We start from the raw sequence: 12,576 nt of genomic DNA, 5'->3' as shown, positions 1-12,576 counted from the left end.
GCAATTGGGAAATCCAACCGCCTCAAGACAAACCCCAGGACGTCCAAGCAATCATCAGAAAGCGGAAAGCATCTCCTGGGCTTGAATGACTGCGGTCGTATCCTGATTTACGGTTACGATGGTTTTCAAACTTTTCCACTCCGATGCTGCGATGTAACCTCGTCTGGTAGCTTCCACCAAAATATGCTGGCTGTCGTAGATAACCGACATTACTTCAGATAGCCATCCTGGTAGCGAACCTTCAGCAACCACGGTTGTTGCCGCGTAATTCAAACATTCTGTCAACATCGGCCACAGATGTGGGAGTGCACTGGGATTCTTACGGAAAATTCGAACTGCCGTATCAGGTTTCCAATGGGGAAATCTCAACAAAAACGAAGTTGCGACACGTACCTGTGATAATGGTAGCCTCTGCGCTCTTACTGCCTTCAGTACGGTGACCTGAGCACTAGATACCTGGTTATGTGGAGTACCAATTGCCAGGAAAGCCAGCATTGCTATAGAAACTTCCGTAAGTACTGGAATCTCAGCAGACATGATTGGGTAGTCATTGAGACCAAAACAATCTTTCTCCATCCAGCCATTACGCCGCCATAATAACGTTGGTTTAGCCCCCTCATGGCGGCCAGCCACGTGGGCAACCGACAGCCGTCGGGTGCTAATTTCGGCATGGTCATTCCACTGTGACAATGCGGCAGGTGAGTCTATATCGTACTGACAATCTGGATTATCAGATAATTTGATAATCACTCGGATCGCTGTTTTATTCTGCGGGTCATCGCCGGATCTAATATCGACAAGCGCAGAAGATGGTGTAGTTTTACGTTCTTCCAATGGCTTCGGCCATATTTTCGCGAACTCGGCATCTGTGAAGTTAGCAGTTGTCGATTCCGTGGATACCTTGCTTCGGGTAAAAGACGCCATTGAAACCTCTGATATGTGCTTGCACGGTCATGGACATTACATCGGAATTACGTGTCTACGTGTCGTTGGCTCTGATCTTCACCGTCCAGATCTTAGTGGCGGCGTCGAAAAGCGGAAAATAGTTGCTTTTCGACGCCACCTGTAACCCCAACTTCTAGTGGGCAGCTTCGTCCCAGTTATCTCCTACCCCTGCGGATACCTCTAGCGGAACAGATAGAGAGATCGCAGAATCCATTTCGGTCTCTAAAATCTCGCGCACGTGGTCTAATTCTCCTTCGGCAACTTCTAAAACCAATTCATCGTGTACCTGAAGCAAAACCCGCGACTTGGCGCCGATCTTCTTCAACTCACGGTCCACCCGCAACATGGCTACTTTGATAATGTCGGCGGCGGTTCCTTGAATCGGCGCATTTAGCGCTGCACGCTCAGCATTTTCCCGGGCGACCCGGTTGTCGGAATTTAGCTCAGGCAGATAGCGCCGCCTACCAAACAGCGTTGCCGTGTACCCGTCTTTCCTTGCTTTTTCCACAACCTCGTCTAGGTAGCGTTTCACACCACCGAATCGTTCGAAATACGCAGTCATAATGTTTTTCGCTTCACTTGGCGAAATACCTAGTTGTTGCGATAACCCAAAAGCAGAAAGTCCGTACACCAAACCATAAGACATCGCTTTAACACGTCGACGCAGCTCCGGGGTAACTTCATCGACTGGCACTTCAAAAACCTTGGAGCCCACGTAATTGTGCAGGTCCTCACCTTTTTGGTAGGCCTCAACCAAACCTGGGTCGGCGGATAGATGCGCCATCACCCGCATTTCAATCTGCGAATAGTCGGCTGTAAGCAGCTTGTCATAGCCTTCCCCCACCACAAAGGCGGAACGAATCTTCCGACCAGCCGGAGTACGCACTGGGATGTTCTGTAAGTTCGGGTCTGTTGAAGACAACCGGCCAGTGGAGGTTACCGTCTGATTGAAAGTAGTGTGAATCCGCCCGTCACTGCCCACCGCTTTGATTAACCCCTCAAGGGTGGTCTTCATTTTTTGGTATTCGCGATGCGCCAACAGGTGATCCAAAAACGGATGCGGATGGTTGACCGCCAACGCCTCAATTTCCTTGGCCGCTGTCGAATACCCAGTTTTAGTTTTCTTTGTTTTTGGCAGGCCGAGGGTGTCAAACAACACCACCTGTAATTGTTTCGGCGAGGTGAGTTTTAACGCGGGGTCTCCGGCGATCGCGCGGGCAGCTTCTTCTTCCTCAATTACCTGCTGCTGGAAGGTTTCCAGTTGGTCTTCCAAGGTTGCCACATCAATGGCGATGCCAGCTTCTTCCATTGCAGCCAACGACGAGATCAATGGCAGTTCCAGGTCAAGATACAGTTCCAAGCTGGCAATGTCTTGCAGTTCGGAAACCAAGGTGGGTACTAATTCCATAATTGCGACAGCGGCATCAACAAGGTGCTCCGAGCCCGGAATATCCAGGAGAGAAAGTTGACCTGATTCCGCCACCTCAAGCTGACGTTTGAGGTGGCGTTGATAAACATCTTTTAATTCATAGGTACGTTGCCCCGGTCGAAGCAAATACGCTGCGATTGCTGTGTCATGGGCGATCCCATTAAGAGCAATTCCCCGGCCAGCAACCATATGGAAATGAGCTTTAGCTCCGTGAAAAAACTTCGGTGCCTGCGATTCGAGGTATTCCACCAGAGCTTTTTCTTCACCTGGTGTCAATTCCGCAAATGATCCAGCAACTGCGTGGAAATCCTGATCGACGATCGCAAAACCTTCCGCATCACCCGTAGCTGGCGTACCCGAACCTTCAATAAACACCGCCATCCCAGGTGCTGTAGCATCCCAAGTCTTGATGCCTGCAGCTTTTTTCCTAGCTGCTAACCACTTGTCCACCGGAACCAAATCAATGGTGGAAGATACAGCGTTTTCTACCGTTTGGGCAGCAACGGCACCGTCTGCGTGAACTGCTTCAAGAACTCGTTCTCGAAGATTAACACCAAATTCTAATTCGTCGAATTTAGCTGCAACCTCAGTGACATTTGCCGGGCGCAACTCCAATTGATCTGGTGAATAAGGAAGTTCCAAGTCCTTGACCATTTCAGTCAAGGTTCGGTTCATCCGCACCTGTTCAATACACTCACGCAAGTTGCTACCAACAACACCTTTGATTTCGTCTGCACTACTGAGAAGATTCTCCAAAGATCCATACTGGACAATCCATTTCGTCGCGGTTTTCTCGCCCACTTTAGGCACCGACGGCAGGTTATCGGATGGGTCACCCCGCAACGCGGCGAAATCCGGGTATTGGTTTGGCTGCAATCCGTATTTCTCTTGGATGGCTTCCGGAGTGAACCTGTGCAAAACCGAAACCCCTTTCATTGGATACAACACCGTCGTCGTGTCGTTGACCAACTGGAAAGAATCTCGATCGCCGGTAACGATGAGAGTTTCATAGCCCAAGGGTTTCGCGGCGGTGGCTAAGGTGGCGATAATATCGTCCGCCTCGTAATTTTCTTTATCCAATGTGACAATACCGAGCGAAGCGAGCACTTCTTTCAACAGCGGCACCTGTCCGCGAAACGCCTCGGGTGTCTCTTCTCGCTGCGCCTTATACTCCGGGAACAATTCGGAGCGGAAAGTTTTTCGGCCGATGTCAAACGCCACCGCGACATGACTGGGTTTTTCGTCGTTAAGCAAATTCGACAACATCGAAAGGAATCCGTAGACAGCGTTGGTAGCCTGCCCACCTGAGGTGGCGAAGTTTTCAGCTGGTAACGCGTAAAAAGCGCGAAACGCCATGGAATGTCCGTCGATAAGCATGAGTCGGTTATGTGCATCAGTCACAGTCCAACAGTCTAGCGAAAAGCCCCACCCGAATAGCGGAATGCATCGACAATCTTTCATTGACAATCCACATAGGCCAAAACAATTAACGGGTAGTTAGCGGCGGCCGCAAAAGCCATATCCGCCATTAAAAGCCCACATAATGACGCTAATTTCACCATTACTTCCCCATTAGGCTAATATCTTCTTTGCGCCCCAGTAGCCCAATTGGCAGAGGCAACGGATTCAAAACCCGTCCAGTGTGAGTTCGAGTCTCACCTGGGGCACACTATAAACTGTCTTTTGCCTAACTGCACGGGTGAAAGGCAGTTTTATTTTTATCCGTACGCTACTAGAAAAAATTCCCTCGACCGTAAGGTGCTTGTTTAATGTCAGACACGCAGAAGTTGGCAAAAAATTCGCCGCTAAGTCACGTTGTCAATGTTATTGTTGGTTGCCTGATTGGCCTGGCGGAGATGGTCCCTGGTGTCTCCGGTGGCACGGTGGCGCTGGTGACGGGCATTTATGAGCGCGCAATCCGCAACGGTGATGCCTTGCTGCACGCAGTGCGCACCGCTGTTTTTGACCGGCAAAATTTCAAACAGGCAGCAGCGAAAGTGGAGTGGGTATTTTTAGCTTCCATCGGTGCTGGCATGGTCGGCACCGTGTTGGCATTAAGTGGCGTGATGCATCGGTTTGTTGAATTCAGTCCGCAAACCTCTCGTGCATTATTCCTGGGCATGGTCGCGGTTTCGCTGATCGTTCCCATCAAGATGATCGATAAGCAGGATTTTGCTAAAAACCGTTTTGCTGCTATGGCGTTGTTCCTCATTGCAGCTGTAGCGATTTTCTTCCTTACAGGCATTACCTCTGCGGAAAAGCCCAATCCGCCTCTCATTATTATTTTTGGTGCCGCAGCCATCGCCGTGTGTGCTTTGGTATTACCAGGAATTTCCGGTTCGTTTATTCTGCTGTCCATGGGGCTTTACCAACCAGTAATCGGCGCAGTATCGGAACGCAATATGGTCGTTATAGCAGTATTTGTTCTGGGCGCTATGACAGGCTTGGCTCTATTTATTAAAACGCTGAAATTCCTCATTACCAATTACCACACTCTGACCATGATGACGATGGCTGGGTTCATGCTCGGGTCGCTTCGTGCTCTCTGGCCGTGGCAAGACGACTCAACTGGCCTCTTACCTCCAAGCAATGACATCGGATGGCTGTTTGGTATGATGGCACTCGGCGGCATCATTGCTGGTGGCATCATGGTTTTGGAAAGATTTACGGATAAGACTGGCACGGTTGCAAGCACCAACTAAATCACTAGGATTTTCCTGCATGATCACAAGTCGTGGTCATGCAGGTTTTTACTTTTCGACGCGGCTTCATGGAAGCCGCATAACCTTAATCAGCTGCCCGGAACAAAGCTGCCGGATTCAGTGTCATCCTCAGCAACACGCATATTATAAATAGCTAAAATACGAAGATCTTCGGCATTGAAGATGCGGATACGATCCGAGGTTGTGCACAATTACTAGCCTTTATCTGCATAGTTCGGTGAAAAATGACAGCAATCACAGCGCAATGACCGAGGTCATTCTAGGCAGAATACCCCTGAATATGATACGGTTATGCGCATGACTTTAGGTATCTTGCATCGCTCTTCCTCCCGCATACTCGCAGCCACTTTGTGTGTATCTGCCGCTCTGGTTACTGGTTGTGTTACGAACACCGAAGGTGCCTCCACATCATCTTCCGGTTCCGCTCGTGCAGAAGCGACTGATTCCGCCGGATTGCCAGCAGCAGAAGGCGGACTTCCGGAAGGTTGGCAAGAGATCAAACCAGCCAAAGTTGATGAAATTGCGGCTATGGTTCCAGCAGATATTGCAGCGGATGGAAAAATCGTTATCGGTACCAATCCCCCATTTGCGCCTGCGGAGTTTAAAGACCCAAGCGGCAATATCATCGGTTTCGATATTGATCTGGCACATGCGGTAGCTTCTGTCATGGGCTTAGAGCTTGTCGTATCCGATCAGGATTTCTCGTTAATCCTGCCCGCAGTATCTGGCGGCACGGTTGATTTCGGCGCTTCGGGCTTTACTGATAATGAAGAACGCCGCAAAAACTATGATTTTGTCAATTATTTTAATGCTGGTATCCAATGGGCTTCTGCCCCAGATAACCCAGTCAATCCTGACGATGCCTGTGGCCTGACCGTCGCGGTTCAACGCACTACCGTTTCCGATACTGAAGATGTCACTCGCCGTTCCGAGCAATGCGAAAAAGACGGCAAGAAGCCAATTAATAAAATCGCGTTTGAAACTTCCGATTTGGCGGCAAATGCTGCAATCCTTGGTAAGGCAGACGCTTTTTCGGCTGATTCCCCTATCACCGCCTGGGCTGTTGAGCGTTCCAATGGCCGCATCGCTTTAACGGGTGATATTTTTGATGCTGCCCATTACGGATGGCCGGTAAAGAAGGGTTCTGAATTGGCTCCAGCGTTGGCTGCTGCGCTTCAACATCTGATTGATACTGGCGATTACGCCACGATTATGAATCAATGGGGCCTCACCGATGGACATGTGTCCGAAGCGTTGATTAATGGTGAACCTGTGAAATAATCACGTTCATTTCACACGTGTTACTCGCTTAGCTTCGGTTCAAGCTAAGCGAGTTTAATCTTCATATCTAGTTATTCTTTAAGGATTGTGCTTATATGACCACTACGCCTACACCGATTCAGGCAAAGTCATTGCCGCACCCAAGCCGTTGGGTTGCCGCAATCATTCTTGCCTTATTAGCACTGTGGTTTGTCTATTCAGCCACCCAAAACGAGGCTTTCGGTTGGTCCACCTACCGCCGGTATTTGCTTGACACCCGCATTGCTGAAGCTGCGATGCACACCCTAGCGATCACGGTTCTCGCTATGTTGATAGGTGTCATTCTAGGCAGCACCTTAGCTGTGTTGCGGATGTCGCCTAACCCGGTGCTGCGCGGGTTAGCATGGTTATACCTGTGGATCTTCCGTGGCACCCCAGTCTATGTGCAATTGGTTTTCTGGGGTTTAGCGGGGGTTGTTTTCAAAACAATCGATGTGGGTTTCACCGAACTCGACCTGCGCGAAATTCTCAAAAACGCGTTCTTCCTTGCAGTAATCGGCTTAGGTTTAAACGAAGCCGCCTACATGGCAGAGATTGTGCGCGCCGGTATTCAGGCCGTACCAGAAGGGCAAACTGAAGCGTCCAAGGCCTTGGGCATGAGCTGGTGGATGACTATCCGGCGCACCGTTTTGCCTCAGGCTATGCGTATTATCATTCCACCTACTGGTAATGAATTTATTTCTCTACTCAAAACCACATCCCTTGTTGTGGCGATCCCCTATGCCGGTGAGCTTTTTGGCCGTTCCATGGATATTGCCAATAGCCTTTTCGAACCGGTCCCCATGCTGCTTGTAGCCGCTACGTGGTATCTTGCCATAACTTCAGTGCTCATGGTTGGCCAGTACTATCTGGAGAAGCATTTTGAAAAAGGTGCTACTCGGGAATTGACGCAACGCCAACTCGCTGCACTCGCTGATGCTGAAGGTACTCTGCCCCGTAACGTTAATGTGGTTCCGGAACCCCCAGCCCGCCACCCGAACGATTAATCAGGAAAGCTACAACCGTGACTGAAACCGAAACATTAATGATCGACGCGCAGCAGGTATGCAAATCTTTCTCCGGGTTAGATGTACTTAACGGGATTGACCTGCAAGTACCTAAAGGCACCGTCACCTGTCTGATCGGACCATCCGGCTCCGGAAAATCTACCTTTTTACGGTGTGTAAATCACCTAGAAAAGATCACTGCCGGCAGGCTTTATGTCGATGGTGAGTTAATCGGCTATAAGGAGAAAAACGGTACCCTATACGAGATTTCCGAAAAGGAAGCTGCGCGCCAGCGCTCTGGCATCGGCATGGTATTCCAGAATTTCAATCTGTTTCCACACCGTACCGCTCTTGAAAATGTCATTGAGGCACCCATTCACGTTAAAGGGGTACCAGCTGAACAAGCGAGGCAACAGGCGTTGAAGTTGCTGGAGCAGGTTGGTTTAAAACACAAAGCCGATGCTTACCCCAGCCAATTGTCCGGCGGGCAGCAACAACGTGTCGCCATCGCCCGCGCCGTAGCCATGGAACCTAAACTCATGCTTTTCGACGAGCCAACCTCCGCACTTGACCCCGAGCTGGTAGGTGAAGTGCTACGAGTCATGCGGCAGTTGGCTGCTGATGGGATGACAATGCTTGTTGTTACCCACGAGATGGGCTTCGCCCGGGAAGTCAGCGACCAAGTGGTATTTATGGATGGCGGAGTTGTGGTCGAATCAGGCTCCCCTGCAGAGGTGATTGATTATCCGCAGCATGAGCGTACCAAAGCGTTTCTCTCCAGCCTGCTTTAAACCCAGAAACTCACAAGCAACATTCGACTAACCGCTTAGGTCTTAGATACGTACCTGAATTTGCTAACTGATCAGTGCCAGGATTCCACGAACAAGGGCAGTCGCGCCGCCTGCCATAGCGAGTGCGACTGCAAGTGTCCGGGCTTTCGTACGAGGTATGGAAGCTTCCGCCTTCACCCCGAGGAAAATGCCGACAATCATGGCGCACACGCCACCAATCCACACCACAGGGCTAGTAGTGGTGATCGGGGTGAAACCGATGAACCCGACCTTCGCGACAATCGAGATCAAACCAGAAACAAAAAATATTGGCTGCAAGGTGGCGGCAAAACTGCGTTGCTCCCACTTTGAAGCTTGGGCATACACTGTAATGGCGGGACCCGCGACGCCAGCTAATGCACTGGTAAAACCAGCTATTAATCCGGAAAAAGCTGCAGGCCATCTTCCTGAAACGGTCGGCAAACACTGAGAACCAAAACTGACAAACGACAGGGCTAACAGCAATATCATGCCGACTAGTGCCTGCATTAAACCTGGTTCAAGCGTGCGCACCAACCAAGCCCCTGGAAGTATTCCGAATACAAGGATTGGACTAATTAGCCAAAATTTTTGCCATTCTATGAGATTCCTCACGGAAATCGTAGCGAACACAGCATTAATGACGGCCAGAACATTGACTACCAAAATGCCTTCCACAGGTCCGAGGATCAGGCTAAGAACTGGGCCCGCGACAAGCCCAAGCCCCATGCCAGAGACACGTTGGAGAAACGAACCAATGAACACGACCACAAACACAACAACGCCGAGGCTAAAACCGGAGAGCATGATAAGGTTGCCGCCTTTCCAACGAGAGAAAACAAGTGCGCCCTAAAAAGCCACGATCAGTTTTTAGCTAGGTGCATACTTTGCTTTAATGGCTTTCTCAACTTCCGCAGGCAACATGTCCCGAATGTCCCCGCCGTACTTCACCACTTCTTTGCATAACGTGGAGGAAACATGTCCGTACTTCGGGTCGGTCATGAAAAATACTGTGTCGACACCGGTGAGGTTTCGGTTCATCTGTGCCATTGGTATTTCGTATTCATAGTCAAGTGCGGAGCGCAACCCCTTGACTATCACACCAATATTATGTTCGGTGGTGTAATTAACCAGCAGGCCAGACCACCAATCCACGCGAAGGTTGGGGATTTCCGTTGTTGCAGAGCGCACCAACTCCAGCCGCTCATCGATACTGAATAGTCCTGAATTTTTGTTGGGATTGCCGGTAACAAGTACAACAACTTCATCGAATTGCGCGGCCGCACGTCGAAAAATATCGAGGTGGCCCATGGTCACTGGGTCAAACGACCCTGGGCATACAGCGCGGTGAACGGTGGGAGTAACTGGAGTTTCCATATGGTGTTCCTTTAGCTAAAACTGACGGCGCCGTCTACTTCGTCCCGGTGAAATACCGCCATGTCCATTCGGGCAATACCAAAGGTGCGTTTCTTTAACTTTTGGGTGGTCGGAACAAACCCGGCAGGCCACTCGGTGGGCGCCGAATCACGGTGGCGTTCGATGACGACAGCCGCGCCGTCGACAAGCACTGGGATTAGGGCGTGAAGCATTTCTATGATCGCGGAATCGGCAAGATCGTAAGGCGGATCGGCAAGTACCATATCGAAATGTTCTTTCGGAGCTTGAGCGAGATATGTCGATGCCCGCATTTCCTCAATACGTACATTCGGATGCCCCACCACGGAACAGTTATGGCGAATCACTTCGCACGTCTTCGGGTTGGATTCCACTAAGACGACCTCAGCAGCGCCCCGCGACGCAGCCTCCAATCCAAGCGCACCCGAGCCAGCAAATAAGTCGAGAACGACAGCGTCTTGAAAGCCAAAACGTACCTGGAGGGAAGAAAAAAGGCCTTCCCGTGCCCGGTCAGAGGTGGGACGGGTACCCTCAGGTGGAACTTTGATCTTTCGTCCGCGTGCTTCGCCAGAGATGATTCGAGTCATTCCCATAGTTTTATGCATTAGCCTTCCGTCAAGATGAGTAATTCTGCCCCACCGATCACATCGCCAAAATCTGATACACACAGTTTGGATACGATTCCGGGGCCGGGAGCAAGCACTGGCGCTTCTAGTTTTACGGCCTCTACGCTGGCAATTTCTTGACCAGTGGCAACTTTGTCACCCTCGGCCACCTTGAAATGAACAATGCCAGCAAATGGCGCACAGATTTTCATGGCACTACCTTATCAAACTCCTAGGCTACGACTTATCCAAGTAGTCCTGTGCCTTGTCATCTATACCGGCGACAAGCTGCTTAGCCAGGTTCGGATCCTCTGTAACAATGACTTTTGCGTCAGCATTCGCCCGTTCAATCCATTTGATATCGCGAACAAGATTCAGATATTTCACTTTTCGCCTGTTGCCTGATTGGGTTGTACCTAGCACGTCGCCTTCTTGGCGGTAAAGCAAATCAATATCAGCAACTTCAAAGCCGTCGGTGGTTTGGGCCATGTGGCGCAGCCGCAGGTCGGCAGGACTGTCTTTGTCGCTAGCGTGGTGGAAAAAGCAGATAGATTCGTTGCCACCACGCCCCACACGGCCGCGCAATTGGTGTAGCTGGGATACTCCGAAATTTTCGGCTTCTCGGACCAGCATCACCGTGGCGTTGGGTACGTCAATGCCAACCTCAATGACGGTGGTCGCGAATAGAATATCAATCTCGTGGCTAGCGAATTGCCCCATTACTTTGTCTTTATCATCTGGGTGCATCTGCCCATGCAGCATACCCACCCGATGGTTTTTAAACACACCATAGCCCCAGTCTTGGTAAAGATCTTCTACCCCGCCTTCTTCGGAGATTCGAGGACAAACAATATAGACCTGGTGTCCACTGATCACTTCTTCTTCAATCACTTCAAACACCCGCGCCACATATTTTGGTAGGTACTCAGGCACAACGAAGCTTTTAATCGGGCGCCGCCCACCAGGAAGTTCTTTAAGAATGGAGTGATGTAAATCGCCGAAGAATGTCATCGCAACGGTGCGTGGTATTGGAGTTGCCGTCATGACTAACAGGTGCGGTGTCTTACCGTCTTTGCCTTTGCCGCGAAGATTATCGCGCTGCTCCACACCGAACCGGTGTTGTTCATCAACCACACACAGGCCGAGATTGAAAAACTCAACGGTGTCTTGAATGAGCGCGTGAGTTCCGACCACAATGTCGGCATCACCTGAGACTATCTTTAACAGCGCTTCTTTCTTTTTAGCTACAGGCAACGAACCGGTGAGCACGACAACTTCGCAACCAATGTCCGCATGCTGCAGTAATTCGGTCAAGCTACGGCCGTGTTGATGCGCCAGCACTTCAGTGGGGGCAAGTAACGCGCATTGCGCTCCGTTTTCCACCGCTTGCAGCATCGCTACCAAAGACACGACGGTTTTCCCGGAGCCCACTTCGCCTTGTAGAAGCCGTTGCATGGGATGGGTCTGCGAAAGATCCTCGGCGATTTCCCACATCACACGTTTTTGACCACCTGTGAGTTCGTAGGGTAGGTGGGACATGAGTTTCTTCGCCGACCCGTTGGTGATTGGAGGTAGCGCGACAGCAGTTTTTGATTCCGCGTCTTGCCTACGCAATTCCATAACAAGCGCTAAGGTCAATGCCTCATCGTAAATGAGTCGATTGCGATACATCTCGACGTTTCCGCCACCATCTTGGTGGATTCCTCTTAAGGTGGCGTCGAAATTTGGAAGATCATGTGGGGCAAATCTGCCCAGCGGATCAGGGATCGCTTCAGTCTTGCGCAGTACTTCGTGGATGGCGCCGAGGATACGCCAGGTTGGCATTGACGATTTGGCCGGATAAATCGGAATGCTATCGAGGTTTTCCAATAGCTGCGTCACGTCGCCATCTTCGCTATACGCTTGCAGGCTGCGAAGCGCTGCGGTTCCTTTCGTACGGTTACCGTGACCAGGTTCGGGCAGCACGATAAATTCCGGGTGTTGCAGGCCCGGCTGGCCCCGGAAAAATTTGACTTTTCCAGTAAAAATGGCCGGCACACCGACCTGGAGTAGCCGTTTGACCCAGGCAGCGTTGAAAAACGAGGCGTTAATTGTTCCTTCCGGTGTTGCAATAGCAACGGTTGTTACCTCGCCACGTTGGGTGGATCGGGATTGGACACGTGCCACAGTGCCAAGACAGGTAATAATGTCGCCTGCAGTGCAGTGCAGTGCTCCTACTCCCTGACCTTGGTGGGCATAGGTTCGCGGATGATGGGCAAGTAATTCAGATGCAGTTGTATACCCCAGTGCTTTTGCAATAGCCTTGGCTTCTTTAGCAGGAAGTAGTGTTGCAAGTGCGCGGTCATCAGTCCAACCCAGCATGAT

General features: G+C 50.7%; 11 protein-coding genes and 1 tRNA gene. 5 read left to right on the top strand and 7 right to left on the bottom strand.

The window, feature by feature from the left end:
• Positions 1–54 precede the first annotated feature (54 nt).
• Positions 55–924, bottom strand: a complete 870-nt coding sequence (locus CMUST_RS07200) for a hypothetical protein (RefSeq protein ID WP_047261940.1) — start codon at positions 922–924, stop codon at positions 55–57.
• Positions 925–1,078: 154 nt separating this feature from the next.
• The gene (gene polA, locus CMUST_RS07195; protein ID WP_407921998.1) at positions 1,079–3,775 is read right to left on the bottom strand and encodes a DNA polymerase I; all 2,697 of its coding nucleotides are present in this window, start codon (positions 3,773–3,775) and stop codon (positions 1,079–1,081) included.
• 192 nt (positions 3,776–3,967) lie between these two features.
• On the opposite strand from polA, the gene CMUST_RS07190 reads away from it, so the two are divergent.
• The 5 genes from CMUST_RS07190 to CMUST_RS07170 all read left to right on the top strand — a co-directional run bounded on the left by CMUST_RS07190 (position 3,968) and on the right by CMUST_RS07170 (position 8,194).
• Positions 3,968–4,041 (top strand) — tRNA-Leu (locus CMUST_RS07190).
• Positions 4,042–4,143: 102 nt separating this feature from the next.
• A complete protein-coding gene (locus CMUST_RS07185; RefSeq protein ID WP_047261939.1) occupies positions 4,144–5,076 on the top strand; it encodes a DUF368 domain-containing protein in 933 nt (310 codons plus the stop codon).
• 318 nt (positions 5,077–5,394) lie between these two features.
• Positions 5,395–6,378, top strand: a complete 984-nt coding sequence (locus CMUST_RS07180; protein ID WP_083987463.1) for an ABC transporter substrate-binding protein — start codon at positions 5,395–5,397, stop codon at positions 6,376–6,378.
• 95 nt (positions 6,379–6,473) lie between these two features.
• Complete coding sequence (locus CMUST_RS07175) at positions 6,474–7,403, top strand: amino acid ABC transporter permease (protein WP_047261938.1); 930 nt, start codon at positions 6,474–6,476, stop codon at positions 7,401–7,403.
• Between the two features lie 38 nt (positions 7,404–7,441).
• A complete protein-coding gene (locus CMUST_RS07170; protein WP_047263466.1) occupies positions 7,442–8,194 on the top strand; it encodes an amino acid ABC transporter ATP-binding protein in 753 nt (250 codons plus the stop codon).
• 63 nt (positions 8,195–8,257) lie between these two features.
• Here the strand turns inward: CMUST_RS07170 and CMUST_RS07165 are convergent, their stop codons facing one another.
• The 5 genes from CMUST_RS07165 to CMUST_RS07145 all read right to left on the bottom strand — a co-directional run bounded on the left by CMUST_RS07165 (position 8,258) and on the right by CMUST_RS07145 (position 12,573).
• A complete protein-coding gene (locus CMUST_RS07165) occupies positions 8,258–9,019 on the bottom strand; it encodes a sulfite exporter TauE/SafE family protein (RefSeq protein ID WP_047261937.1) in 762 nt (253 codons plus the stop codon).
• 63 nt (positions 9,020–9,082) lie between these two features.
• Positions 9,083–9,589, bottom strand: a complete 507-nt coding sequence (gene coaD, locus CMUST_RS07160) for a pantetheine-phosphate adenylyltransferase (RefSeq protein ID WP_047261936.1) — start codon at positions 9,587–9,589, stop codon at positions 9,083–9,085.
• Positions 9,590–9,600: 11 nt separating this feature from the next.
• Positions 9,601–10,194 (bottom strand): 16S rRNA (guanine(966)-N(2))-methyltransferase RsmD, encoded by a 594-nt coding sequence (rsmD, locus tag CMUST_RS07155; protein WP_047263465.1) that lies wholly within the window; start codon positions 10,192–10,194, stop codon positions 9,601–9,603.
• A 17-nt stretch (positions 10,195–10,211) separates the two neighbouring features.
• Positions 10,212–10,424, bottom strand: a complete 213-nt coding sequence (locus CMUST_RS07150; RefSeq protein ID WP_047261935.1) for a biotin/lipoyl-containing protein — start codon at positions 10,422–10,424, stop codon at positions 10,212–10,214.
• 25 nt (positions 10,425–10,449) lie between these two features.
• Entirely contained in the window at positions 10,450–12,573 is a 2,124-nt protein-coding gene (locus tag CMUST_RS07145; RefSeq protein ID WP_047261934.1) for an ATP-dependent DNA helicase RecG, read from the bottom strand.
• Positions 12,574–12,576 lie beyond the last annotated feature (3 nt).

Source organism: Corynebacterium mustelae, from assembly GCF_001020985.1.
Taxonomy (GTDB): domain Bacteria; phylum Actinomycetota; class Actinomycetes; order Mycobacteriales; family Mycobacteriaceae; genus Corynebacterium; species Corynebacterium mustelae.
This window is presented reverse-complemented; position numbering and strand designations above follow the sequence as displayed.

What these genes read in the sequence shown, in the direction of transcription:
- CMUST_RS07200 (WP_047261940.1), bottom strand. Translation starts at nt 924, where the DNA reads ATGGCGTCTTTTACCCGAAGCAAGGTATCCACGGAATCGACAACTGCT.
- CMUST_RS07185 (WP_047261939.1), top strand. Translation starts at nt 4,144, where the DNA reads ATGTCAGACACGCAGAAGTTGGCAAAAAATTCGCCGCTAAGTCACGTT.
- CMUST_RS07180 (WP_083987463.1), top strand. Translation starts at nt 5,395, where the DNA reads ATGACTTTAGGTATCTTGCATCGCTCTTCCTCCCGCATACTCGCAGCC.
- CMUST_RS07175 (WP_047261938.1), top strand. Translation starts at nt 6,474, where the DNA reads ATGACCACTACGCCTACACCGATTCAGGCAAAGTCATTGCCGCACCCA.
- CMUST_RS07170 (WP_047263466.1), top strand. Translation starts at nt 7,442, where the DNA reads ATGATCGACGCGCAGCAGGTATGCAAATCTTTCTCCGGGTTAGATGTA.
- CMUST_RS07165 (WP_047261937.1), bottom strand. Translation starts at nt 9,019, where the DNA reads ATGCTCTCCGGTTTTAGCCTCGGCGTTGTTGTGTTTGTGGTCGTGTTC.
- coaD (WP_047261936.1), bottom strand. Translation starts at nt 9,589, where the DNA reads ATGGAAACTCCAGTTACTCCCACCGTTCACCGCGCTGTATGCCCAGGG.
- rsmD (WP_047263465.1), bottom strand. Translation starts at nt 10,194, where the DNA reads ATGACTCGAATCATCTCTGGCGAAGCACGCGGACGAAAGATCAAAGTT.
- CMUST_RS07150 (WP_047261935.1), bottom strand. Translation starts at nt 10,424, where the DNA reads ATGAAAATCTGTGCGCCATTTGCTGGCATTGTTCATTTCAAGGTGGCC.
- CMUST_RS07145 (WP_047261934.1), bottom strand. Translation starts at nt 12,573, where the DNA reads ATGCTGGGTTGGACTGATGACCGCGCACTTGCAACACTACTTCCTGCT.